A 24,277-nucleotide genomic window follows, 5' to 3' on the forward strand; every position below is an offset into this window, starting at 1 on the left:
CCAAATCAATCAATAACGCCCGGGATACTTCCGGGCTTCTTCAATGAGGTGAGAAATGACGTTAAGTTTTGGTCTGCTCGGTGCAGGCCGTATCGGCAAGGTTCACGCGAAGGCGGTGATGTCGAACCCGGAGGCGAAGCTCGTTGCCGTCGCCGACGCCTTTGAACAGGCGGCAAAGGATCTTTCCGCTGCGCATGGCTGTGAAATCCGTACCATCGACGAGATCGAGAAAGCCTCGGATATCGATGCGGTTATCATCTGCACGCCGACCGATACGCATGCGGACCTGATCGAACGCTTCGCCCGCGCCGGCAAGGCCATCTTCTGCGAAAAGCCGATCGACCTCGATGTGAAGCGGGTCGAGGAATGCCTTGCTGTCGTGCGGGAAACAGGCTCGACGCTGATGGTTGGATTCAACCGCCGCTTCGATCCGCATTTCGCTGCGGTACGCAAGGCGATCGACGATGGTCAGATCGGTGATGTCGAAATGGTGACGATCACTTCGCGCGATCCGGGTGCGCCGCCGGCCGAATATATCAGCCGCTCCGGCGGCATTTTTCGCGATATGACCATCCATGATTTCGACATGGCGCGGTTTCTCCTCGGGGAAGATCCGGTGGCCGTCACCGCGCATGCGTCGGTGCTGGTCGATAAAAAGATTGGCGAGCTTGGTGATTACGACAGCGTCAGCGTGATCCTGTCGACACCGTCTGGCAAGCAGTGCGTGATCTCCAATTCGCGTCGCGCGACCTATGGCTATGACCAGCGCATCGAAGTGCATGGCTCAAAGGGTATGGTCGCGGCGGAAAACCAGCGGCCGGTATCGATCGAGATCGCCAACGGTAGCGGTTATACCCGCCCGCCGCTGCACGATTTCTTCATGACGCGCTATACGGAGGCCTACGCCAACGAGATCGCCGCGTTTATCAGCGCGATTGCGAAGGGCACGAAGGCGGCGCCGAGCGGCGAGGATGGGTTGATTGCACTGGCATTGGCCGATGCAGCCGTGAGGTCGGTGAAGGAAGGCAAGACGATCAGGGTGTAGTTGATTACGTCACCTTGCAAGTGAGTCGTGCGTGGTTCGACGGGGCTCACCATGAGGGAAGTTGTTGTACTGCAGGAAAACGCCAACGCTGTTGGCCATAGCTCCCTGCAATCAAACAATCTCCCTCACGGTGAGCCCCGTCGAACCACGCACGTGATATCTGCAAATCTACTCCACCCAGCGCTGCTCGTGATAGGAACGTGCCATGGCATGCACGGTGCGTTCTATTTCGAGCCCGTCGGCGAATTCGATCAGATGGGCGGGCTGGCCGTTGATGCGCTTGATCAGCTCGCGGCACTCGATGATTTTCAGATCGTTGAAGCCGAGGCCATGGCCGGGGGCCGGGATAAATTGCCCATAGGGCTCATGATGCGGTGCCGTCAGAATGGTGCGGTAGCCCTGCTCGGTGGCACGGTCGGCGGTGACGTAGAGCTGGAACTCGTTGGCGCGTTCCTGATCGAACAGGATCGAACCCTTCGAGCCGAAGATCTGCAGCGCAATGCGGCCCTTGCGGCCCCAGGCGGAGCGATTGGCCTGCAAGGTCCCGGAGACGCCGTTTTCCATATGCATGAGCACGCTGGCGCTGTCATAGGTTTCGACCGCGCGGTCCGTGCCATTTGCCGTCTTGCGGGTGGCGTATGGCTTCGACATATCGCACATGACGCGGGAAACCCGGCCAAACAACGTGAACAGCAACGACAGCGGATGGACAGCAAAATCGTCGAGCGCGCCGTATCCGGATGTTGCTTCGTGTTTCCAAGTGAAGAGGGCATCGGGATCGGCCATGAAGTCCTCATCCATCTCGATGCGCAGATGGTTGATGTCGCCGATGATCTTTTCGGCTAGCAGCCTGCGGATATGACGGATGGCAGGCCCCTGGATATAATTGTAGCCAAGGGCGGCGACCTTGCCCGACTGTTTCGCCGCGGCGAGCATGGCTTCCGCGTCGCTGAATGTTGGCGCCATGGGCTTCTCGCACCAGACATGCTTGCCGGCTTTCAATGCTGCAATCGCCATTTCCGGATGAAACTGGTTCGGCGTCGTTATGGAGACCACATCGACTTGCGGGTCGTCGATGACTGCGCGCCAATCGCCCGAGGCTTGTCGGAAACCGAACTCGCTGGCGCGGCGTACGGCGAGCTCCGTGTTGGCTTCGCCGAGATGCACGAGCTGCACTGCCGGCACATCGCCGAAGACGGCGCGAACCGAATTCCACGCCAGTGCATGGCATTTTCCCATGAAGCCCGTTCCGATCAGTCCTACACCTAACATTGCTCTCTCTCCCGCGCTTGCAGTTTCCGATTGAAATAATCTATAACAGGACAAAATGGAATAACTGATCCGTCTTGATATAAATATTTTGCTTCGCAACGAGGAAACGATTCGGGATGGAAAGCATGGACAATGAAGTGTCGCTACCGCGGGATTTCGATGCGCTGCGTACGATGATCCTCGACCGTCGCGAGATGCTGCCGAAGCGTCTGGCGCAGATCGCGGCCTATGCCTTGAGCAATCCTGACGAGATCGCCTTCGGCACTGCGGCAAGCATTGCCCAGACGGCAGGCGTCCAGCCTTCGACGTTGATCCGCTTTGCCCAGCATCTCGGTTTCGACGGTTTCACCAGCCTGCAATCGGTATTCCGGGAACGGTTGCGCGAGCGGCAGGTTTCCTATGAGGAGCGGCTGTCGGCACTGCGCGGCGATACGCACGGCCTTTCCAAAAACCGCGTCATCCTCAACGGATTCCTGACCGCGGCCAGCCATTCAATCGAGACGATTTCCCACAATGTCGATGAAGATGTACTGACCAGCGCCGTGGATATTCTGGCGAAAGCCGAGACGATCTATCTCCTGGCGCGGCGCCGTTCCTATCCGATCACCGCCTATATGGCCTACGCCTTCGGCAAGCTGAAAATCCGCAATCAATTGATTGAATCGACGGCTGGTATCGACCCGGAAATCCTCTCCTTTGCCAAGCCGACCGACGCCGCCATCGCCATCAGTTTTTCGCCCTATGCCTCGGCGACAATCGAGCATGCGGCGGCGCTGGCGGCACGCAATGTGCCCGTCGTCGCCATTACCGACAGTGCGTTTTCGCCGCTCGCCCAGTCTGCCAAGGTGTGGTTTGAGGCGGCGGAAGGGGATTTCTCCGGTTTCCGGTCGCTATCGGGAACAATGGCGCTCGCCATGGCGCTGACGGTCAGCGTGGCGGAGAAGCGGCGGAGTGTTTAGACCTCGGTCTCCAATGCCAGAAATCGCGCTATTGCCTTGTTGATATTGGCTATCGTCTCGCTGTCCAAATGCCCGAACACCCGTCCGACTTTCGTTCGCGGAACTGTCATCGCACGATCGATCATTACCTGTGAACGCTCGCGCAGGCCATTTTCGACGGTCGGGTTAATTGTAATGCGTGCCAGGTGTTCATCGTGAACGTCACTCGTTAGTTGGAGCACCGTTACTGATGGAAGTAGCTCAAATGCATCCGATTGTACGACAAATGCTGGTCGCGGTTTTCCGTAGTCACCATTGACAACGATCGTTACCAAATCTCCACGCTTCATTTGGCGCTATCATCGTGGATAGCGGCTTCGTCAAACAGAGCGTCCAGTTCCTGCAGTGACGCGTACTCATCCGTCGCTGGATTACGAGACCTTTTTGCAATTGCCAGAGATTGCCGCCGCGCTTCAAGTTCAAATGCCTTGCGCTGTTGGCGCTCCACATAGCTCCGCATGAAGTCCCGCAGAACTTGAGCGGCGGGCTTATCTTCAGCTTCAGTTGCATGGGTAAAAGCCGCCTTCAGGTCAGGGTCTATCCGGAAGTTGAATGTATCTGCCTTGGGATGCTGCGTGGTGCGTGGCATGGAAGACTCCTGTATATACTTTATGTAAGTATAATGCACCTACATTTAATATTCAATGTGAAAGCGTGATCCAAAAGACAAAAAGAACAGACATTCCATATTGACGATTTGATAGAATTATTATTTCATATAGGAAAATTTCCGGCCTGTATGCGCCGGAGGTTATCAGTCTATCGGGAGGATATCATGGACAGAGCTGATACGGGCCGCGCGCTCGATGTCATTACCATCGGTCGCTCGTCCGTCGATCTCTACGGCCAGCAGATCGGCTCCCGGCTCGAGGATATAACTTCCTTCGCCAAGTCGGTCGGCGGCTGCCCTGCCAATATAGCGATCGGTACGGCGCGCCTCGGTCTGCGCTCGGCGCTGTTGTCCCGCGTGGGCGACGAGCAGATCGGCCGGTATATCCGCGAGCAGATGGTGCGCGAAGGCGTCGCGACGGACGGAATCATCACAGATGCGGAGCGGCTGTCGGCCCTCGTTATCCTCTCGGTCGAGAACGACAAGAGCTTTCCACTGATATTCTACCGTGAGAACTGCGCCGATATGGCGCTTGATGAGGGCGATGTCGACCCTGAATTCATCCGTTCGGCGCGCGCCGTCGTGGTCACCGGCACGCATTTCTCCAAGCCAAAGCCCGATGCGGCGCAACGCAAGGCCATTCGTCTGATGAAAGAAGCGGGCGGGAAGGTCGTGTTCGATATCGACTACCGCCCCAATCTGTGGGGACTTGCAGGACATGGCGAGGGCGATAGCCGCTACATCGCCTCCGACGCCGTCTCCAACCACCTGAAGACCGTCCTTGCCGATTGCAACCTGATCGTCGGCACGGAAGAGGAGGTGCTGATTGCGTCGGGTGAAGAGGATCTTCTCAGCGCATTGAAAACCATTCGGGCGCTATCGAGCGGGACAATCGTATTGAAGCGCGGCCCGATGGGCTGCATCGTTTACGAAGGCGCGATTTCCGACGATCTCGAGGATGGCATTGTCGGCAAGGGCTTTCCGATCGAGGTATTCAACGTCCTCGGCGCCGGCGATGCCTTCATGTCGGGCTTCCTGCGAGGTTGGCTCGGCGGCGAACCGCTGGCGACCGCCGCGACATGGGCCAATGCATGTGGTGCCTTCGCGGTGTCGCGCCTGCTCTGCGCACCCGAGATTCCGACCTTCGAGGAACTGCAATATTTCCTCAAGCACGGCAGCAAATTTCACGCCCTGCGCAAGGACGAGGCAATCAACCATGTGCATTGGGCAACGACACGGCGGCGCGAGATACCGTCGATGATGACCTTTGCCATCGATCATCGTGTGCAACTGGAGGATCTTGCGCAAAAGGTCGGTGCCGACGCTGCCAAAATCCGCGCATTCAAGGAGCTGGCGGTGAAGGCTGCGGCGAAGGTCGCCGATGACCGTGACGGTTATGGCATGCTGCTTGACGAGAAGTTTGGACGCGAAGCGATGTTCGAGTTCGCGCGTCATAATTTCAATTGGCTCGGACGGCCGGTGGAACTGCCCGGGTCGCGTCCGCTGCGTTTCGAGTTTTCGCAAGACATCGGCTCGCAGCTGGCGGAATGGCCGGTGGACCATTGCATCAAGTGCTTGTGCTTTTACCATCCGGACGATCCGGCCGATTTGAAACTGGAGCAGCAGCAGAAATTGCGCACGTTGTTCGAAGCGGCGCGCAAGGTCGGGCGTGAATTGTTGATCGAAATCATCGCCGGCAAGCACGGCAAGCTCGACGACAACACCATTCCGCGAGCGTTGGAAGAACTTTATACGCTGGGTATCAAACCGGACTGGTGGAAGCTCGAGCCGCAAGCCTCGGCTACGGCCTGGAAAAACATCGAGGCAGTGATCGAAAAGCACGATCCCTGGTGCCGCGGCGTCGTGCTGCTCGGGCTGGAGGCGCCGCATGACGAGCTCGAGGCAGCGTTTGCCGCAACCGCTGGGGCGCCCATTGTCAAGGGCTTTGCCGTCGGCCGGACATTGTTCATGGACGCGGCGGAAGGCTGGCTTTCGGGCAAGCTCTCCGATGAGGCCGCGATCGATGACATGGCCGATCGTTTCGAAAAATTGACCAAGGCCTGGCTTGCCAGCCGCAACAGAGAAGCGGCATAGGATTGGTGCAAAATATGGAGATATGGATGCGCACTTTACTCTCCCCCAACGTGGGGAGGGTCGGACCGCAGGTCCGGGGTGGGGGGCTGTTGCAGTCCCTTCTATCCCCCCACCCCGCTGCTGCGCAGCGACCCTCCCCACGTTGGGGGAGGGTAAGAGAATGCCAGCATCGGGCTAATAAAACACCGGGAGGAGACTGACATGACCAAGACGATACGCCTGACCATGGCACAGGCCCTGACGCGGTTTCTGAGCCAGCAGATGACAGTGATCGACGGCAAGAAAGTACCGGTCTTCGCAGGTGTCTGGGCTATCTTCGGCCATGGCAATGTCGCTGGTCTCGGCGAGGCGCTTTATCAGGTCCGCGAAGAACTGCCGACCTATCGCGCCCATAACGAACAGGCGATGGCCCATGCCGCCATCGCGTTTGCCAAGGCGACTTTCCGCCGCCGCATGATGGCGGTGACGAGTTCCGTCGGGCCCGGCGCAACGAACATGGTGACGGCTGCGGCGCTGGCGCATGTCAACCGGCTGCCTCTGCTGCTCCTGCCGGGTGACGTCTTCGCCAATCGTGTTCCGGATCCTGTGCTGCAGCAGGTGGAATCCTTTGGCGATGGCACAGTTTCCGCCAATGATTGCTTTCGGCCGGTGTCGCGCTATTTCGACCGTATCACGCGGCCCGAACAGATCATTCCTGCGCTGCAACGAACGATGACCGTGCTCACCGACCCTGCCGAGTGCGGGCCGGTAACGCTCGCGCTCTGCCAGGATGTGCAGGCCGAAGCCTATGACTATCCGGAAAGCTTCTTCGAGGAGCGGCTTTGGACACCGAGACGCCCGCGGCCCGATGTCGGCGAGCTCGCCGCCGCAATCGGCGCGCTGCGTTCGGCAGAAAAGCCGCTGGTGATCGCCGGCGGCGGTGTCATCTATTCCGAAGCCTCTCGCGAACTCGCCGATTTCGTCGAGGCGGCCGGCATTCCGGTCTGCGAGACCCAGGGCGGCAAATCTTCGCTGCCGGACAGGCACCCGCTCAACATGGCGGCTGTCGGCGTCACCGGGACGTCAGCCGCCAACCGGCTGGCGCAGGAGGCCGATGTCATCCTCGCGGTCGGAACGCGGCTCCAGGACTTCACCACCGGCTCCTGGGCATTGTTCCAGAATACCGAGAAGACCTTTATCGGCCTCAATATCCAGCCATTCGATGCGGCCAAGCACCGGGCGTTGCCGCTGGTGGGTGACGCACGGGAGGGCCTGATCGAACTTGCCGCCGGGCTCAAGAACTACCGCGCTCCGAAAGGCTGGACCGACAAAGCCGAAAATGGCAAGGCGGAATGGCAGAGAGCTGCGGCAAAGGTCACAGGCCCGACAAATGTATCGCTGCCTTCTGACGCGCAGGTCATCGGTGCCGTTCAACGAACCATGGGCAGCGAAGCCACTGTCCTGCACGCGGCAGGCGGCCTGCCGGGCGAAATGCACAAGCTCTGGCAGGCGGGTGCTCCCGGATCGTACCATGCCGAATATGGCTTCTCCTGCATGGGTTATGAGATTGCGGGCGGGCTCGGTGCCAAGATGGCCAAGCCCGACGATGAGGTCGTGGTCATGATTGGCGACGGCTCTTATCTGATGCTGAATTCGGAGATCGCCACATCGGTGATGCTCGGCCAGAAGATCAACATCGTACTGCTCGACAATCGCGGCTATGGCTGCATCAACCGGCTGCAGATGGGTACAGGCGGGGCGAACTTCAACAATCTCCTGAAGGACGCCATGCACGAGGTCTTGCTGGAGATAGACTTCGCTGCACACGCCCGCAGCCTTGGTGCGATATCCGAGAAGGTGAGCTCCATTGCCGACATGGAGAGCGCTTTGGAGCGAGCCAAACGGAATGACCGAACGACGGTCATCGTCATCGATACCGACCCCCTGATATCCACCGAGGAGGGTGGATTCTGGTGGGATGTCGCTGTGCCTGAGGTCAGCCTGCGCAGCGAGGTCAATGCCAAGCGCAAGGCCTATGAGGAAGCGATCAAGCTGAGGTCGGCCGGGAACTAGCTGATAAAGAATGCAAATCACAATTGGCCCCCTCATCCGGCCGCTGTGCGGCCACCTTCTCCCCCCGGGGAGAAGAATGGAGCGCGGCGATGGAGTGCTATTCTTCTCAGGTGGCCGCGCAGCGGCCGGATGAGGGGGTGATGAATGGGCAAGCGCAAAAGTAACCTTATTATTGGAGAATGACGTGAAGGCAAAACTGGGCATGTCCCCGATCGCATGGTGGAACGATGATCTCGCGGAGCTCAGTGACGACGTCTCGCTGGAGGAGTGCCTTCGCCAATCGCGTTCTGCGGGCTTTACCGGCATGGAAATGGGCCGCCGATTTCCCAACGATCCGGATGTGATGCTGCCGATCCTGCGGGAGGCGGATGTTACGCTGTGCGGCGGCTGGTTCTCAGGCACGCTGGTTGACGAGGATCTGGCGAAGAACAAGGACCGCATCCAGCCGATGATCGACCTTTTCAAGGCCGTGAATGCGCCCTGCATCGTCTACGGCGAGGTCGGCCGCTCGATCCAGGGCGATCGGTCCAAGCCCCTGGCCAACAAACCGAAACTCGGCGACGAGGAGATGAAGGCCTATGCTCGCAAGGTCACCGAGTTCGGTGAATGGTGCGCACAGCAGGGCATGCCGCTCTCCTACCACCACCACATGGCGGCAGTCGTCGAAACAGAACCGGAGCTCGACGCCTTCATGAAATATTCCGGCGAGGGTATTCCGCTCCTGCTGGATGCCGGCCATCTGGCCTTCGCCGGCGGCGATGTACTGCGCGCGATCGACAATCATCACCGGCGGATCAACCACGTGCATGTCAAGGATGTCCGCATGCCGGTGATCGACGGTCTGGACCGCTCGAGGCAGTCCTTCCTCGACGCGGTTGCCCTCGGCGCCTTCACCGTACCGGGTGACGGCTCGCTGGATTTCGGCGCAATCGTCCAAAAGTTTGCCGATTACGGCTATGAAGGCTGGTTCGTGGTCGAGGCCGAACAGGATCCGAAGAAAAATCCACCGCTCAAGATGGCGCAAGTCGGGTATAAGGAACTGATGCGGGTCATGACTACCGCCGGCTATACGGTCGAGACTCAGGGTTTCCCCAAGGGTTGAAAGTGGGTTCAACATGAACAAAGACAGTAATCACCCCTGGTTTCGCCCCCTGTGGCGGCGCGTTGCAGTCGTGGCGTTCTGTATTGCGTGGTCGATCTTCGAGTTCGCGACGGGAACACCATTCTGGGGCATGATCGTTTTGGCTTTCGCCGCCTACGGGATCTGGCAGTTCTTCATCGTCTTCGATGCATCCGAGCCGGTCAAGCCGCAGGAAACGGTCGCACCGGAAGACGCCGGCACCGATAAGGAGTAAACCATGTCGAAACTGCTTTTGAAGGCCATGCAGGGCCCGGGCCATGTGGTGCATGTCACGCCTGAGACAGCGGGCTGGAGCTATGTCGGTTTCGATCTGCACAAGCTGGATGCCGGCCAGTCGGTTTGCGGAAAAACGGAAGACAAGGAAGTCTGCCTGGTCTTCGTGACGGGCAAGGGCAAAGTCACGGCCAACGGCGAGGACCTCGGCTTGCTCGGGAGCCGCATGTCGCCTTTCGAAGGCAAGCCGTGGTCGGTGTATCTGCCGCAAGGGTCCGATTGGTGGGTATCTGCGGAGACCGATCTCGAACTGGCTGTCTGCTCGGCGCCGGGACTTGGCGGCGGATTGCCGGTGCGGATAATTTCGCCGGAGGGTCTCAGTCAGGAGACGCGTGGCAAGGGTACCAACACCCGCTACGTCACCAATATTCTGCCGGAGAACGAGCCGGCGGATTCGTTGCTCGTCGTGGAGGTGATCACGCCGGGTGGACATACGTCGAGTTACCCGCCGCACAAGCACGACCAGGACAACCTTCCCGCAGAGTCCTATCTGGAAGAGACCTATTATCATCGCTTCAACCCTCGCCAGGGCTTCGGCTTTCAGCGGGTCTATACGGATGACCGCTCGCTGGACGAGGCCATGGCTATCGAGGACGGCGATGTGGTGATGGTGCCCAAGGGTTATCACCCCTGCGCCGCCTGCCACGGCTACGATCTCTACTATCTCAACGTCATGGCCGGCCCAAAGCGTACGTGGAAGTTCCACAATGCTGTCGAGCATGAATGGCTGATGATGTAAGATGATAGGGGTGAGTCCTCCAGCGTCATTGACCACCTCCCTCTCCGTCATCCTCGGGCTTGACCCGAGGACCCACGGCTAGGAAGCATCAAGGCATCCGCTGACCCAACGCGTTCCAGTATAATACACGTTTCAATGGCAGACTGCTGCACCGTCGTCCTCTCTGAACCCCGTTGCGACTGCGAATAAGATCTGTACTCCTTTGCCGTGGGTCCTCGGGTCAAGCCCGAGGATGACGGAGAGGGAGGATCTCTACGAATTCCTGTATCGCCGGAACCAGCGCTACCACCGCAGCACGAATCGCCCGGCAATGGCGCCGATCAGGCCGGGGATCAGAATCCCGAGCGTGTACCAGACCGCAATGAACGGCATGGCGCTTTCATCGCAGTGGAACGAATAAACCAGTGAGGCAATGGCGCCGGCGGCAAGACCCGCCGCAGCACCCGCCACGGTCAGACGCGTCGGTGCCAGACCGCGCAGCACCCAGAACGCGCCGACCAGCAATGGCAGCGACAGCATGACGATGTTGCGGGTACAAACAGCAACCGTATGGCCCGTCATCATCGCCATATGTTGATCGGGCGGTGTCATCGCCAGTTTCGCCATGGCGAGAACGATCATCACCACGATGGTCGCGGCCATCACGGCGAGACTGACCCGGATGCTGCCGAGCGGATAGGCGATGCGCTTGACCGCCCATGTCCCTGCGACAGCGAGGATCAGCGTATAGGCGAATTTGGTCCAGAACATCATCGTTCCAGCGGCCGTCATCATGTCCGGCCGCATGCCGAGCCAGAAGTACATCATGGCGGACGAGACGACGAGGCTGATGCCGAGGCCGATCACGACCCGCCAAAAAACGGCCCGGCGTGATACCGGTTTCAACTCGCCGGTCAGACGTGCAATCAGATCATCGGTCGTCATCTGCCCGTCCTTTCAATTTCGCCGCAATCGCCTTGATTCCTCTATGTATCCCTACCTTGACGGAAGCCTCCGAAAGGCCGGTGCTCTGCGCCACCTCGGCAATCGACTGACCTTCGATCTTCGTCCTGTAGATCAGGTCCCGCGATTTCTCCGGGACTGATTGCAGTAGCCTTTCGACATCCATGCGATCGGCTGCAGCGTCGGACTGGTCAACGGCGAACAGATCCTCCGCATCGTCGAGCGGAACCGTTGCGCGAATGCGGTTTCGCCTGAAATGATCGATCAGCTTATAGCGCGCGATCGCATGCAGCCACGCTGTAAAAGGCCGGTCGATCTCGTATGTCGCGCGCCGTGTATGCAGCGACATCAAGGTTTCCTGCACAAGGTCGTCGGCATCGCCTTTGTGCGCATCCGACAACCGGCGCAGGAAATAAAAGCGCAGATGCCTGGCAAGGTCATTCAGGAGAATGCCATAGCTCCGCGCATCGCCATCGAGGCTCGCGAGCATCAGTTGTTTCAACCGCGTTTCGACGGGATTCACTCCGTTTCATTCCTTATTCGCGCGATGCGGGATAAAGGTTACAGATGAGATGGAACATGCCGGCACGTCAATGCTTGAAACAGGATTCCTCCAAAGTATGATCACCAATCCGTGATCGTTGTAACCAATTCCCGCGGCCCTTCGTATTCCCTGATGTGACCGGCACATGGCCGTTCATTCGCAGTTTTCAGGAGTTGAAGATGGGAATTCAGCCAAAGCGCCCTCATATGCTGTCCATCGCATTGACCGCCGCAACTGTCATGCTTGGCGCGGGCGGTGGAGCCTATGCCGACACCTTGCGGCCGCTGACAGTCGTCGAGCTCTTCACCAGCCAAGGCTGTTCTTCCTGCCCGCCGGCAAACGCCAATCTGATCGAGCTCAGCAAGCGCCCGGGCATCCTTGCCCTGAGCTTTGGCGTTACCTATTGGGACCGGCTCGGCTGGAAGGATATTTTTGCCAAGCCTGAGTACACGGACCGCCAGGAAGTCTACGAGACGCCGCTTGGCCGTGATGGTCCCTTCACGCCGCAGATGGTGGTTAACGGGCGAGCCGACGTCGTCGGAAACAGGATTTCCGAAGTGGACCAGCTTATCAAGACGCAAGGGACGCTCAGCACGCCGCGACTGGACTTGAAAAATCGTTCCCTGACCATCGGTGAGGGCAAAGCGCCCGGCGGCAATGCCGATATCTGGCTCGTCACCTACAATGACCAGACCGTAAACGTGCCGGTCAGAAGCGGCGAGAATAGCGGCCACACGCTTCCCCATAAAAACGTCGTTCATAGCCTCACCAAAGTTGGAAGCTGGAGCGGCAAGCCGCAGACGGTGACTTTTCCCGCTGCCAAGCCGGGACTGCGGACAGCCGTTCTCATACAGACACCGAATGGCGGCCCGATACTCGCCGCCGCTACCGAATAAATCAAAGAATTCCTGGTGTTCCCAGGATCACGCGGATGTCAAAGGGCATCTGAAACTCGAAGACACTTGCATTCGTGTCTCATTCAAACCAAGGGAGAACATCCATGAACATTCTCACTCGCAGCATCGCGCTTTCAGCTTTCGTTCTTGCAACCGGATTTGCCGGTGCCAACATGGCATCGGCCATGGATGCAACGAAACCTATGAGCAAGGCTGACTGCATAAAACATGCCGGCATGGAGAAAGACGCCATGAAGAAGGATTCCATGATGAAGGAATGCGACACAATGGCGATGAAAAAGGATACAATGAAGAAAGATTCCATGACGAAAAAGGATGCGATGAAGCCTGATGCCATGGGCACGATGGCTCCCAAGAAGAAGACGACAAACTAGGGTCGGTCGATCTTCACGCCATGGCGGACTGCAAACGGCGCTTTTCTGCGCTCCGGTGCTCTCGTACCTTAAAGTACGCTCCGCTCCGGTGCTCGAAAATCACCGTTTTCGCCTCGCCCTGACATGAATCTTAACAGACCCTGATATTTAGATTGGGTTGTGCGTGGTTCGACAAGCTCACCATGAGGGAGGTTGGTGCATATCGTGAGTGAGGTCGGTGCATATGGTGAGCGTAGGTTCCAATCTCGCGTCTTTGTGCATTGCTGTATTGAGCCAACTTCCCTCATGATATGCACCAACCTCCCTCATGGTGAGCTTGTCGAACCACGCACAACCCGCTCCTCTGATTGTAACGGCCCATGGAGGCTCGAATGACAAGCGTCACATCAGGTGTCACCGACACCGCCAAGCCGAAGAAAGTTTTGTTCTACCGTCATTCCATAGCGGTGCGCATCACCCACTGGCTGAACGTTTTGTGCCTGAGCTTCCTTCTGATGAGCGGCCTGCAAATCTTCAACGCCCATCCGCATCTTTACTGGGGCCAGTATGGCGCCGATGCGCTTCCCGACCCTTCGTTCATTTCCATCGGTGCTGTCGAGGATGGCGATACGATCAAGGGCGTGACACGCATCGGTTCGCTGTCACTGAATACGACAGGTGTGTTGGGGGCCTCGACCGAAGACGGTGAACTCAGCCCGCGTGCTTTCCCGGCCTGGATCACCATCCCGAGCTATCAGGATCTTGCCACCGGGCGCCGCTGGCACTTCTTCTTCGCCTGGTTCTTTGTCATCAATGGTCTGGTCTATCTGCTCTATGGCCTGATCGGCCGGCATTTCCGCCGCGATATCGTACCAACCAAGGATCAATTGACGCCAAGCCATCTGGCGCAGGAGATAGCGGACCATGCGCGGCTGCGGTTTCCCAAGGGCGAGAAAGCGCGGCACTATAACTCCCTGCAGAAGCTGACCTATATGGCCATTATCTTCATCATCCTGCCGTTGATGGTGCTGACCGGGCTAACCATGTCGCCGGGTTTCAATGCGATCTTCCCTTGGCTGCTCGACGTCTTCGGCGGCCGGCAGTCGGCCCGTACCCTCCATTTCATCAGCGCGTCGCTCATCGTCATCTTCGTTATCGTTCACATCGTCATGGTGCTGGTTTCCGGCGTCTGGAACAATCTGCGATCGATGATCACCGGCTACTACGCGCTGAAATTCGAACAAAAAGACGAGGTGTCGAAATGAGCTTCGATCTCACCCGCCGCCGTTTCCTGATCGGCTCGAGTGTCGCGGCGACAGGGCTGCTCACAGGCTGCGATGCGATGGTGCAAAGCACGACCGTCAACGACATCCTGCAAAAAGCGGAGGCCCTGTCGATGGGCGCGCAGCGGTTGCTGATGTCGGAGCAGACGCTGGCCCGCGAATTTTCCGAGGCGGATCTGTCACCCGTATTCAAAGCCAATGGCACCTCGCAGCCGGACAGCGACGACTATGCGCGCATGACGGAAAACAATTTCGCCGACTGGAAGCTCGCCGTGAACGGCATGGTAAAAACCCCGCTGAGCCTGTCGCTGGCCGACCTCAAGGCGATGCCGTCGCGCACCCAGATCACCCGGCACGACTGCGTCGAAGGCTGGAGCGCCATCGGCAAGTGGACCGGTGTGCCGCTCGGCCTCGTGCTGGAAAAGGCTGGCCTTGCACCTGGCGCCCGCTATGCGGTGTTCCATTGCGCCGATGATCTCGAACCATCACTCGACGGCAGCGGCCGCTATTATGAAAGCATCGATCTCGTCGATGCCTGGCATCCGCAGACGATCCTTGCCTACGGCATGAACGGCAAGGATCTCGAAGTCGCCCACGGCGCGCCGCTGCGGCTTCGTGTCGAACGTCAACTTGGGTACAAGCACGCCAAATACGTCATGGGCATCGAACTCGTGGAGAGTTTCAAGAACATGGCAGGAGGCAAGGGCGGCTTTTGGGAGGATCGGGGGTATGAGTGGTACGCGGGAATTTGAGACCCTTCGATTTTTTTACCCTGATGGCCAGTTGATGCGGTTTTCTGCGCTTCCGATGCTCACGAACCTAAAGGTACGGGGGGTACGCCGGCATTAGCCTTGTACATTCACAGGTTCGCAATGCTGCTGTGCGTGGTTCGACAAGCTCACCATGAGGGAGGTTGCGGATTGCATGGATAATCACCAACCTTGGAGACATTAATTGATTGTATTGCCCTTATTTTGCAAACATTGACTCCTCACCATGCAATCTCGGCTTCTTGTCTCGCGGGCACTACCCCTTGCGGTCCAAAGCATGGCTTCATGCGATCAACCCACCTCCCTCATGGTGAGCTTGTCGAACCACGCACAGCACTGTTTTTTGGACATTTGAAGTGCAACCTGGAATAGGCCGCGGTGAAATTTTAACGTCAATCCTTCAAATCAACCTTGACGGTCACCATATGCGTGGACGAAGTGTCACATGACACGCATAGAGGAGATTATTTGCATGCCGCTTTACCTTTCCCGCCTTGGCCGGATAGCCGCGATACTCTTCATAGGATTGGCCGTATCGTTCAGCGCTGTCTATGACGCCGACGCCCGGCGCGCCGGCGGTTTTGGCGGTGGTGGCTTTGGCAGCCGCGGCTCGCGTACCTTCCAGGCACCTGCGCCAACGCGCACGGCACCAGCCCCGGCTGCGCCGATCGAGCGTTCGATGACGCCGAGGCCGCAAAACCAGCCAGGCGCCACGGCACCGACGGCGGCGCAGCAACGTCCGGGATTGTTCGGCGGCATGGGTCGTTCGCTGCTCGGTGGCCTGCTCCTCGGCGGCCTGCTCGGCGCGTTCCTCGGATATGGCTTCGGTGGCGCTGCCGGCATGCTCGGCATGCTGTTGCAGATCGCATTGGTCATCGGAGCGGTCATGCTCGCCATGCGGTTCTTCCGTTCGCGCCAGTCCTCTCCGGCGGCGGCAGGTCCAGCGCAGGGTTTTGGACGCAACGCCTATGATGAAGAGCCATCGAACATCTCGCCGATGCGGGTGCCGACGATAGGCTCTGCCTCGAACGAGAATACGGCGGGGCAGGCGCCTGCGGGTAACAACAACAAGGGTTACGCGACGGCAGGCCTTGCAGCGGCATCGGACGAAATCGGCCTCAAGCAGGATGATCTCGAGGCGTTCGAGAAGCTTTTGACCGAGGTGCAGACGGCCTATGGCAAGGAGGATTACGCAACGCTGCGCAATCTTACCACGCCGGAAGCCATGTCCTACCTCGCGGAAGAGCTCGGCCAGAATGCGACGGACGGGCTGCGCAACAGCGTCTCCGATGTGAAGCTCCTGCAGGCCGATATCGCCGAAGCCTGGGCCGAAGGCGACGCGCAATACGCGACGACGGCCATGCGCTATGAGAGCGTCGATTCGATGGTGGACAGGCAGACCGGACGCGTCGTCAAAGGCGACGAAGAACAGCCCTCGCAGACGACCGAAGTCTGGACGTTCGTGCGCAAGCCCAATTCGGACTGGAAGTTGGCAGCCATTCAGGACGCCGCCTAGGAGACCATTTGATTACTTCAGCCTGATGGCCATCTGATGCATTTTTCTCTGGGCTCACGGACCAATAAGTCCGCTGCGCTCCGGGTCTCGAAAACCACACCAGCTCGCTCATCAGGCTGAATTCTCAAACGGCCTCCGCTCGGCGATTAGACAAAGACTACCCCCTCACCCGCCCTCCGCTTCGCTCGGTCGACCTCTCTCCCGGGAGAGAGGAATTAATCAAGTGCCGCGCAAGTTCTTCTCCCCAACGGGGAGAAGGTGGCCCGCAGGGCCGGATGAGGGGGTGACTCCATCAACCCTTACAACCCACTAAATCAGCTTTTCGAGCGTGATCGGCAGGTCGCGGACACGAATGCCGGTGGCATGGTAGACCGCGTTGGCGATGGCCGGGGCGACGCCGACAATGGCGAGTTCACCCACCGCTTTGCCACCCAGGATCGAAGCGTTCGTATCCGGAATGCCGACGGAGATAACCTCGAGATCAGGGATGTCCGCATTGGTCGGGACGAGGTAGTCACCGAGGTTGTTGTTCATCACGTGGCCATTACGCTGATCGACGAGCCCTTCCTCGAGGAGGGCCTGACCGATGCCCATGATGATCCCGCCCTTCCACTGACTTTCGGCGAGCTTCGGGTTGTAGAGCCGGCCTGAATCCAGTGCCGACACCATGCGGGAAACGCGGACCGTGCCGAAATCGACATCGACCCGCACCTCGACGAAATGCACGCACCAGCTGTGCATCGAGTAGTCGCCTTCGGTCGGTGAAAGCATGGTCGAGATCGTCGTGAAGTTGCGGAAATGGTCATCCTTGTTGCGCAGGTTTTCCGGCAGCGTGTTGCGCAGCGCCTCGATACGATCTCGCCCTGTGCGTCGCATCACCTCGGCGATGGCAACGCTTGAACCCGCATCGCGCGGCGACGAGATTTGCCCGCCCTCGATGGTCAGCGTATTGGCCTGCAGGTCGCGGAACGGCGAATTCGGATCGTTGATGGCAAGGCCGATCAACTCGTCGCGGGCGGCGAGAGCTGCTACGTGCACGGCGCCGGTCATCAGATTGGCAAGCTGCGAACCACCGGCAACCGGGGCGCGCGGCAGCGACGAGTCGCCGAGCTTGACCACGACTGTCTCGACGGGCACGCCGATCGCCTCGGCCGCCGTTTGCGCGAGGATCGTATAGGTGCCCTGACCCATATCGATGCCGCTGCTGGCGACCTCGATGGTGCCATTGCTGAGGATGCGGACCATCGCTTCGCCCGGCGTGCGACGAACCGGGTATGTGCCCGCGGCAACGCCGTAGCCGATCAGCTGCTTGCCTTCGCGCATGGAGCGAACGCCTGGGCTGCGTTTCGCCCAGCCGAAAGCTTCGGCGCCCGCGGCATAGGCTTCACGCAAGCGGCGTGTCGACCACGGCTTTTTGGCGTGCGGGTCCTCTTCGGCGTAGTTGAGGAGGCGGATATCCAGCGGATCGATGCCGACCTCGTAGGCCAGCTCGTCAATGGCGCATTCGATGCCGAAGGCGCTGGGGTTTTCGCCGGGTGCACGCAAGGCACCTGGCTTGACCGTATTCACCGGCACGATGTTCTGGCGCGACGAGAAATTCGGAACCGCATACATGATCGAGGTCACCGAGCCCAAGGGTTCGACCGCGACGTCGTCCATCGACGTCTCGTTGGCGCTGCGATGCACGATCGACAGCAATTTGCCTTCGCGGGTGGCACCGAGTGCGATGGTCTGCCGTGTCGCAGGGCGGCCGCCAAAAGCGGTGAAGGTCTGCGGCCGCGTGATGGCGAGCTTGACGGGACGGTCGAGCATTTTTGCGGCGATCGCCGCAACGGCGCCGTAACGGGCGGCGAACGCCTTCGATCCGAAACCGCCACCGATATAGGGCGACAGCAAGCGGACGTTCTCGAACGGTATGCTGAACCATTCGGCATAGGTGCGGGACATGCCGTCGATCCACTGGCTTGGCTCCCACAAGGTCAGCATGTCGCCTTCCCAACGGGCAATCAGGCCGTGCGGTTCGATGGGCACGTTGTATTCGCGCGGTGTCCTGTATTCCTGTTCGATGCGAACGGGAGCAATGGCGAGCGCAGCTTCTGCATCGCCCCATTCCTTGGTCATCATATCGATCGGGAAGCCCTCGCCGGAGCGCGGATCATCGAAACTCGAAATCGGCGCGGTCTCTTCGTAGGTAACCTTGACGAGCGCAGCGGCAGCGGTCGCCTGTTCGAAGGTCTCTGCAATGACGGCGGCGATGTGCTGACCGGCGAAGGTGACCTCGCGTGCGAGCGGCTCAAAAGGAGCCTCTGCCGGCGGTGCGCCAGTCCAGTCGGTGGCGCTCTTGATCGGCAAGGCGTTGTCCGGTGTCAGAACGAGCAGAACGCCGGGATAGGCCTCGGCTGCGCTCGCATCGATAGCGACAACGCGGCCGGAAGCGATCGTGCTGTCGATGACGACTGCGTAGACCATGTCTTCCGGAGAGTGTTCCATCGCATAATCGGCGGCGCCGGTGATCTTGACCGGGCCGTCGATGCGGGCGAGGCGCCCTCCGAGCAAGCCGTCGGAGGCGTCGCCGCGTTTCATTTTGGTGTCGACAATTGTCATGCCAAAGCTCCCGATTTCAGGATGGCGCGTTCAACGACGCGGGGGGCGAGCTCGATCTTGTAGTGGTTGCCGCCATGGGCGATGGCGCCCTCGACGGCGAGACGGCTGGCGCGCTTGACGGTGTCCGGCTCCAGGACTTTGCCGCGAAGAGCATCTTCGACGGCGCGGGCACGCCAGGGTTTCGTCGCGACGCCGCCGAGACCGACGCGGATATCGCGGATGGTTTCGTGATCCGCCTCGAACTCGATGCCGACAGCAGCGCTTGCGGCGGCGAACTCGTAGGACTGGCGGTCACGCACCTTCAAATAGGTGGAGTGCCGCGCGGCAGCCGAGGCGGGGATGGTGATCGCAGTGATCATCTCGCCTGGCTGCATGGCGTGTTCCTTGTGCGGTGTGGTGCCGGGCAAGAGGAAGAAATCGTCGATGGGAACCTTGCGCTCGCCAAGATGCACAATGGCATCGAAGGCGACGAGGGCAGCGGCGAGATCACCCGGATAGGTTGCTATGCAGGCGTCGCTGGTGCCGAGAACCGCATGGCCACGATTGACGCCTTCCATGGCGGAGCAGCCGCTGCCGGGAACGCGTTTGTTGCAGGCGGGAAAACTCGCAGGGTCGCGGAAATAGGCACAGCGCGTGCGCTGCAGAAGATTGCCGCCAATCGTCGCCATGTTGCGGATCTGCGCCGAAGCCGCCTGCCAAAGCGCTTCCGACACTGCGGGAAACTCAGCAAGCATGGCAGGATCGGCAGCGACGCGGCTCATCTTTGCGAGCGCGCCGATGAAGGCGCCTTCGGCATCGACACGGATCGCATCGAGACCTTTGAGATGGGTGATATCGATAACCCGTTCGGGTGCGTTGACACCGCATTTGGCGAGATCGAGCAAGGTGGTGCCGCCGGCGAGCAGCATGGTTGCGGGCATGGCCGCAGCGCTGAGCGCTTCGTCGACCGAGCCAGCACGCAGATAGGAGAAATCTCTCATGACATCACCTTCGCAGCTTCGCGGACCGCCTCGACGATGTGCGGATAGGCACCGCAGCGGCAGAGATTGCCCGACATATATTCGCGGATTTCATCGTCGGAGCCCGCATGGCCTTCGCGTATGCAGGAAACAGCGGACATGATCTGACCCGGCGTGCAGTAGCCGCACTGGAAGGCGTCATGTTCGAGGAACGCGGCTTGAACCGGGTGAAGTTCAGCCCCGGGATCGGAGAGGCCTTCGATGGTGGTGACCGCACGGCCTTCGACCTGAACTGCCAGCGTCAGACAGGCAAGCACACGCTCGCCGTCGACATGAACAGTGCAGGCACCGCATTGGCCCTGGTCGCAGCCTTTCTTGGTGCCGGTCAGTTCCAGGTGATCGCGCAGCGCATCCAGAAGGGTCACGCGGGGTTCGACGGCCAGGGCATGTGCCTGGCCATTGATTTCGAGATTGATGGTGGTTTGATTGCTCATGGGCGTGTAGCTCCAATAGGCTGGGAAGAGTCCAACGGGGCCGCCAGCGTTTCGGTTGCGTTCAAGGCGCAAAAAAACATGACATACGGGCCCCAAATAGGGTATCAGTCGGGAGGTGACGAGATAATCGGAGGTGCCTCCGTTTCTTGAACATAGCGGCTTGGGCGAGAGGGTTCAAGTCCCAATCGCCCCTGGAGCCGAAATATTGCATCACAAGGAGCTGCCCGAATTGAAGGAAGCCAAGCCACCGGCACCCGCGAAGCGGTTGCGGGCGGATGCCAGCCGCAATCGGGAAAAGCTCATTGGGATTGCTGCGATTGAATTTGCCGAACGCGGCGGCAGCGCCTCGCTTGAAGAGATAGCGCGCAAGGCCGGCGTTGGCATAGGCACGCTTTACCGGCATTTTCCAACGCGCGAACATCTCGTCGAAGTGGTGTACCGCCGGGAGGTCGAGGTGCTTTGCGCTGCCGCGGATGAACTCGCACAGCACAATGCTCCGGATGTGGCGCTCGCCGGATGGATGCAGCGCTTCGTCGACTATATCGCTGCAAAACGCGGCATGGCCAACAGCCTGCGTATCCTTTTCGATGCGAATTCCGAGGTATTTGCCAATACGTCCGGTATGATTGCATCGGCTCTGCAGCGTCTCGTCGATGCTGCCGTGGCAGACGGTTCTGTCCGCAGCGACATCGATATATCGGATATTTCTCAGGCTCTATCGGGGATCTATTCGGCGCCGGATACGCCGGACTGGCGCGATCGTTCACGCCGCCTTGTCGCGTTGCTTATGGATGGGCTTCGCTGGGGATCGGCAAAATCCAGAAAAACCTGACGGCGTGTTGCCGTCCCTCTGATCAAAGAAAAACATCGTGCCGACAACGCCATCTGCCTTCGACAAGAAATATGCAGCCTTCCTCTTTGATATGGATGGCACGCTCATCAATTCGACGGCCGCGGCAGAACGTGTCTGGGCAAGATGGGCGGAAGCACAGGGGCTCGACGTCAAGACATTCCTGCCGACCATGCATGGCGCCCGCGCTGTCGATACGGTGCGCCGGCTGGGTTTGCCCGGCGTCGACCCCGAAGCGGAAGCCATCAAGATCACCGATGCCGAAATCCTCGATGTCGACGGGATCGTTCCATTGCCGGGCGCTGCGGAATTCTTGAAGGCACTGCCGCCGGAAAAATGGACGATCGTCACCTCATCGCCGCTCGAACTGGCGAAACGCCGCTTGGCTGCAGCGGGGATTCCCGTGCCTGACAATCTCGTCACGGCGGAAGACGTCAAGGTCGGCAAACCCAACCCGGACTGCTACCTGCTGGCGGCACGCAAGCTCGGCGTTGACGCGAAAGATTGCCTCGTCTTCGAGGATGCTGTACCGGGCATTCTGGCCGGCGATGCCGCCGGAGCCGATGTGATGGTGATCACGGCCACGCACAAGCACCCTGTCGAGACCGCGCATACGACCATTCACGATTACCAGGACCTGCAGACGCAGGTAGATCCGGACGGGCGGCTGGTCTTGAAGCGAACAGTCGACGCGTGATATCCAGGCTTTCATGTTTTGACGGCGCGCCCTTTCACCCGCCTCCGCTTCGCTCGGTCGACCTCTCCCCGAGGGAGAGGAATTGGTCAAGCTTGGCGTCAGTTCTTCTCCTCAACGGGGAGAAGGTGGCCCGGTAGGGCCGGATGAGGGGTAAATGAAGTCTTGAGAGGCGGTAATCAGTTGACCGTCTTGGAAACTGTCATGGCGCTTGGCAGCGGGACCTTTATTTGCGGCGCTGATGAAAACAGCAGTTTTATAAAACTGCGGAAGGCCATCACCTGCCGCTCGATCCTTGAAGGATCATTCAGTGCCTTCGACATGATGATGCTGCCATCAACGACACAGGAAAGCATGTCCGCCACATCGTCGAAATCAATCGGGTCACGCGGAGGGTGCACGACAGCGATATTGTCGAGAATGGCGCGGAACCTGGCGTTCCATGCTTCAACCGACTGCGCCGTCAAGTTCAGGACCTCTCGGTCGAACTGGCGCTCCTGATAGCAAATGCAGGCGATGAGACAGCCGGGGTGACCATTCGGCAGATCAGACATGACCTCGGCAAGGAGCTTCAGGCTGATCAGGAATGCCTGGAGCGGATCATCCGACAGTTGGTGCCCACGCGCGATGACATCGTCAAACACCCGGTCATTGGCGCAGACGTAGCGTTTCAGCATGATGTGCGCGAGTTCATTCTTGTCCTTGAAGTGATAGAAAAATCCGCTTTTCGTAATGCCCGCCTCGGCGATAATCTCCTCTATCGAGGTCGCAGCGAAGCCTTTGGCCAGCACTGACATCTCGGCGATTTCCAGAATACGTTCGCGGGTTTCGGCTCCCTTGCGCATGTAATTGTCCCCCCGGAATACTGTACCTGCGGTACGGTTTCGGCTGTTTGAGTGTAGCACGGGGGAGGGTTCTGTCGCCACGATCTCGCCTATCCAACTGAATTTGCTTGTTTTTTTCGTAAGTGGAATAACCCGACCATAAGGTTTCTAGATTGCCTGGAACGAAAGGCGCAAAACAGGACATGCCGGGTGGCGAGGCAACCAGCCGATACCGGCACTCTTGGAAGGGACGATAATAATCATGGCCAAGTACCGCAGAAACCTGCCGCAGCTCGCGGGGACCACTTTCCTCAGTGACGGCGGCATGGAAACGACATTCATCTTTCACGACGGGATCGATCTACCTGAGTTCGCATCCTTTGTCTTGATGGCGACGCCCGAAGGCAGACAGCGACTGAAAGACTACTACATCAGATACCTCAAGATCGCTCGCGAGAATGGCACCGGCTTCATCCTCGATACGCCGACATGGCGGGCAAACCCCGACTGGGGCGCCAAGCTCGGCTATGATGCAGAGGGCCTGCGCGCAATCAACCGGGATTCGGTCGATCTGCTGCTTGAACTTCGCAGGGAGTTTGAGACGGCTACGACGCCTTGCGTGATCAGCGGAGCAATTGGACCGCGCGGCGATGGCTACAAGGCTGGCAATATGAATGCCAATGAGGCTGAAACATACCACGCGGCGCAGATAGAGAGTTTTGCACAAACCGAAGCGGACATGGTCGCGGCCTATACGTTGACCAATTACAATGAAGCCATCGGTGTTGCAAAAGCTGCCAAGACCTATGCCATACCTAGCGTGATCTCGTTCACGGTCGAGACCGACGGAAAACTGGTGACCGGTCTGTCGCTCGGCGATGCGATCAACCGGGTGGACGATGCAACCGGAGGTTCGCCAGCCTACTATATGATCAACTGTGCGCATCCGAGCCATTTCGTTGATGCACTGGAAAAGGGTGAGGCGTGGCTCGATCGCGTGCGCGGCGTCAAGGCGAATGCTTCGACCAAGAGCCATGCGGAACTCGATGATTCGGTTACGCTTGACGCTGGAGATCCCGTCGATCTCGGGCGGTGGTACAACGAGCTGACAAGATCATTTCCGAAGATGCGCATTCTCGGCGGATGCTGCGGCACGGACCATCGCCACGTCGCGGCGATCTGCGAGGCTTGTTCAACGCAAACGGCCTAGAGCGCTTGAACCGGGCAACCTTGTCCGGTTTGCCTTCCTTCATGCTCGCGAAACTGGTAAAGCGGGGCCGGATCAAGTTATCCGGCCCCGCAA

24 protein-coding genes are annotated in these 24,277 nt (G+C 59.2%); 15 read left to right on the forward strand and 9 right to left on the reverse strand.

Going from position 1 to position 24,277, the window contains the following annotated elements; genetic code table 11:
* Positions 1–55: 55 nt before the first annotated feature.
* The gene (gene iolG / locus N8E88_RS22460; RefSeq protein ID WP_262292527.1) at positions 56–1,045 is read left to right on the forward strand and encodes an inositol 2-dehydrogenase; all 990 of its coding nucleotides are present in this window, start codon (positions 56–58) and stop codon (positions 1,043–1,045) included.
* A gap of 168 nt (positions 1,046–1,213) precedes the next feature.
* On the opposite strand, the gene N8E88_RS22465 is transcribed toward iolG, so the two are convergent.
* Positions 1,214–2,317 carry a Gfo/Idh/MocA family protein gene (locus tag N8E88_RS22465; RefSeq protein WP_262292528.1) on the reverse strand — a complete coding sequence of 368 codons (1,104 nt, stop codon included), beginning with the start codon at positions 2,315–2,317 and terminating at the stop codon, positions 1,214–1,216.
* A 125-nt stretch (positions 2,318–2,442) separates the two neighbouring features.
* Here N8E88_RS22465 and N8E88_RS22470 point away from each other — a divergent pair, with 125 nt between their 5' ends.
* On the forward strand, positions 2,443–3,276 hold the full coding sequence (locus tag N8E88_RS22470) for a MurR/RpiR family transcriptional regulator (protein WP_262292529.1): 834 nt from the start codon (positions 2,443–2,445) through the stop codon (positions 3,274–3,276).
* Here N8E88_RS22470 and N8E88_RS22475 read toward each other — a convergent pair.
* Positions 3,273–3,605: a type II toxin-antitoxin system PemK/MazF family toxin gene (locus N8E88_RS22475; protein ID WP_262292530.1), complete on the reverse strand. Its 333-nt coding sequence runs from the start codon at positions 3,603–3,605 to the stop codon at positions 3,273–3,275. The two genes, N8E88_RS22470 and N8E88_RS22475, sit on opposite strands and share 4 nt — an antisense overlap.
* Positions 3,602–3,904: a hypothetical protein gene (locus N8E88_RS22480; protein ID WP_262292531.1), complete on the reverse strand. Its 303-nt coding sequence runs from the start codon at positions 3,902–3,904 to the stop codon at positions 3,602–3,604. The genes N8E88_RS22475 and N8E88_RS22480 overlap by 4 nt, the downstream gene beginning before the upstream one ends.
* Positions 3,905–4,090: 186 nt before the next feature.
* Here N8E88_RS22480 and iolC point away from each other — a divergent pair, with 186 nt between their 5' ends.
* The 5 genes from iolC to iolB all read left to right on the forward strand — a co-directional run bounded on the left by iolC (position 4,091) and on the right by iolB (position 10,224).
* A complete protein-coding gene (gene iolC / locus N8E88_RS22485) occupies positions 4,091–6,019 on the forward strand; it encodes a bifunctional 5-dehydro-2-deoxygluconokinase/5-dehydro-2-deoxyphosphogluconate aldolase (RefSeq protein ID WP_262292532.1) in 1,929 nt (642 codons plus the stop codon).
* A gap of 201 nt (positions 6,020–6,220) precedes the next feature.
* Positions 6,221–8,071, forward strand: a complete 1,851-nt coding sequence (gene iolD / locus N8E88_RS22490) for a 3D-(3,5/4)-trihydroxycyclohexane-1,2-dione acylhydrolase (decyclizing) (RefSeq protein ID WP_262292533.1) — start codon at positions 6,221–6,223, stop codon at positions 8,069–8,071.
* A gap of 184 nt (positions 8,072–8,255) precedes the next feature.
* The gene (gene iolE / locus N8E88_RS22495) at positions 8,256–9,173 is read left to right on the forward strand and encodes a myo-inosose-2 dehydratase (RefSeq protein WP_262292534.1); all 918 of its coding nucleotides are present in this window, start codon (positions 8,256–8,258) and stop codon (positions 9,171–9,173) included.
* A gap of 13 nt (positions 9,174–9,186) precedes the next feature.
* Positions 9,187–9,426 carry a DUF3329 domain-containing protein gene (locus N8E88_RS22500; protein ID WP_262292535.1) on the forward strand — a complete coding sequence of 80 codons (240 nt, stop codon included), beginning with the start codon at positions 9,187–9,189 and terminating at the stop codon, positions 9,424–9,426.
* Positions 9,427–9,429: 3 nt separating this feature from the next.
* A complete protein-coding gene (iolB, locus tag N8E88_RS22505) occupies positions 9,430–10,224 on the forward strand; it encodes a 5-deoxy-glucuronate isomerase (protein WP_262292536.1) in 795 nt (264 codons plus the stop codon).
* Positions 10,225–10,506: 282 nt separating this feature from the next.
* Here the strand turns inward: iolB and N8E88_RS22510 are convergent, their stop codons facing one another.
* Complete coding sequence (locus tag N8E88_RS22510; RefSeq protein WP_262292537.1) at positions 10,507–11,148, reverse strand: NrsF family protein; 642 nt, start codon at positions 11,146–11,148, stop codon at positions 10,507–10,509.
* A complete protein-coding gene (locus N8E88_RS22515; RefSeq protein WP_262295578.1) occupies positions 11,135–11,656 on the reverse strand; it encodes a sigma-70 family RNA polymerase sigma factor in 522 nt (173 codons plus the stop codon). The genes N8E88_RS22510 and N8E88_RS22515 overlap by 14 nt, the downstream gene beginning before the upstream one ends.
* A gap of 233 nt (positions 11,657–11,889) precedes the next feature.
* On the opposite strand from N8E88_RS22515, the gene N8E88_RS22520 reads away from it, so the two are divergent.
* From N8E88_RS22520 to N8E88_RS22540, 5 genes are all read left to right on the forward strand, one after another.
* A complete protein-coding gene (locus tag N8E88_RS22520) occupies positions 11,890–12,606 on the forward strand; it encodes a DUF1223 domain-containing protein (RefSeq protein WP_262292538.1) in 717 nt (238 codons plus the stop codon).
* 104 nt (positions 12,607–12,710) lie between these two features.
* Positions 12,711–13,001 carry a pentapeptide MXKDX repeat protein gene (locus N8E88_RS22525; RefSeq protein ID WP_262292539.1) on the forward strand — a complete coding sequence of 97 codons (291 nt, stop codon included), beginning with the start codon at positions 12,711–12,713 and terminating at the stop codon, positions 12,999–13,001.
* 371 nt (positions 13,002–13,372) lie between these two features.
* Positions 13,373–14,245, forward strand: a complete 873-nt coding sequence (locus N8E88_RS22530; RefSeq protein ID WP_262292540.1) for a cytochrome b/b6 domain-containing protein — start codon at positions 13,373–13,375, stop codon at positions 14,243–14,245.
* Positions 14,242–15,015, forward strand: coding sequence for a molybdopterin-binding protein (locus N8E88_RS22535; protein ID WP_262292541.1), 774 nt, complete (start codon positions 14,242–14,244; stop codon positions 15,013–15,015). The genes N8E88_RS22530 and N8E88_RS22535 overlap by 4 nt, the downstream gene beginning before the upstream one ends.
* A 490-nt stretch (positions 15,016–15,505) precedes the next feature.
* Entirely contained in the window at positions 15,506–16,549 is a 1,044-nt protein-coding gene (locus N8E88_RS22540; protein WP_262295579.1) for a Tim44 domain-containing protein, read from the forward strand.
* A 309-nt stretch (positions 16,550–16,858) separates the two neighbouring features.
* Here the strand turns inward: N8E88_RS22540 and N8E88_RS22545 are convergent, their stop codons facing one another.
* Genes N8E88_RS22545 through N8E88_RS22555 form a run of 3 tightly spaced genes read right to left on the reverse strand, consistent with a single transcriptional unit; the run spans position 16,859 to position 20,606 of the window.
* Positions 16,859–19,153, reverse strand: coding sequence for a xanthine dehydrogenase family protein molybdopterin-binding subunit (locus N8E88_RS22545; RefSeq protein WP_262292542.1), 2,295 nt, complete (start codon positions 19,151–19,153; stop codon positions 16,859–16,861).
* Positions 19,150–20,133 carry an FAD binding domain-containing protein gene (locus N8E88_RS22550; RefSeq protein WP_262292543.1) on the reverse strand — a complete coding sequence of 328 codons (984 nt, stop codon included), beginning with the start codon at positions 20,131–20,133 and terminating at the stop codon, positions 19,150–19,152. Before N8E88_RS22550 ends, N8E88_RS22545 begins: the two co-directional genes overlap by 4 nt.
* On the reverse strand, positions 20,130–20,606 hold the full coding sequence (locus tag N8E88_RS22555; RefSeq protein WP_262292544.1) for a (2Fe-2S)-binding protein: 477 nt from the start codon (positions 20,604–20,606) through the stop codon (positions 20,130–20,132). The genes N8E88_RS22550 and N8E88_RS22555 overlap by 4 nt, the downstream gene beginning before the upstream one ends.
* 205 nt (positions 20,607–20,811) lie before the next feature.
* On the opposite strand from N8E88_RS22555, the gene N8E88_RS22560 reads away from it, so the two are divergent.
* Positions 20,812–21,438 (forward strand): TetR/AcrR family transcriptional regulator, encoded by a 627-nt coding sequence (locus N8E88_RS22560; RefSeq protein WP_262292545.1) that lies wholly within the window; start codon positions 20,812–20,814, stop codon positions 21,436–21,438.
* 91 nt (positions 21,439–21,529) lie between these two features.
* Positions 21,530–22,153: an HAD-IA family hydrolase gene (locus tag N8E88_RS22565; RefSeq protein WP_262295580.1), complete on the forward strand. Its 624-nt coding sequence runs from the start codon at positions 21,530–21,532 to the stop codon at positions 22,151–22,153.
* A 176-nt stretch (positions 22,154–22,329) separates the two neighbouring features.
* Here N8E88_RS22565 and N8E88_RS22570 read toward each other — a convergent pair whose 3' ends face one another.
* Complete coding sequence (locus tag N8E88_RS22570) at positions 22,330–22,995, reverse strand: TetR/AcrR family transcriptional regulator (protein ID WP_262292546.1); 666 nt, start codon at positions 22,993–22,995, stop codon at positions 22,330–22,332.
* Between the two features lie 241 nt (positions 22,996–23,236).
* On the opposite strand from N8E88_RS22570, the gene N8E88_RS22575 reads away from it, so the two are divergent.
* On the forward strand, positions 23,237–24,184 hold the full coding sequence (locus tag N8E88_RS22575; protein ID WP_262292547.1) for a homocysteine S-methyltransferase family protein: 948 nt from the start codon (positions 23,237–23,239) through the stop codon (positions 24,182–24,184).
* Positions 24,185–24,277: the final 93 nt, after the last annotated feature.

The organism is Phyllobacterium zundukense, from assembly GCF_025452195.1.
GTDB classification, from domain to species: domain Bacteria; phylum Pseudomonadota; class Alphaproteobacteria; order Rhizobiales; family Rhizobiaceae; genus Phyllobacterium; species Phyllobacterium zundukense_A.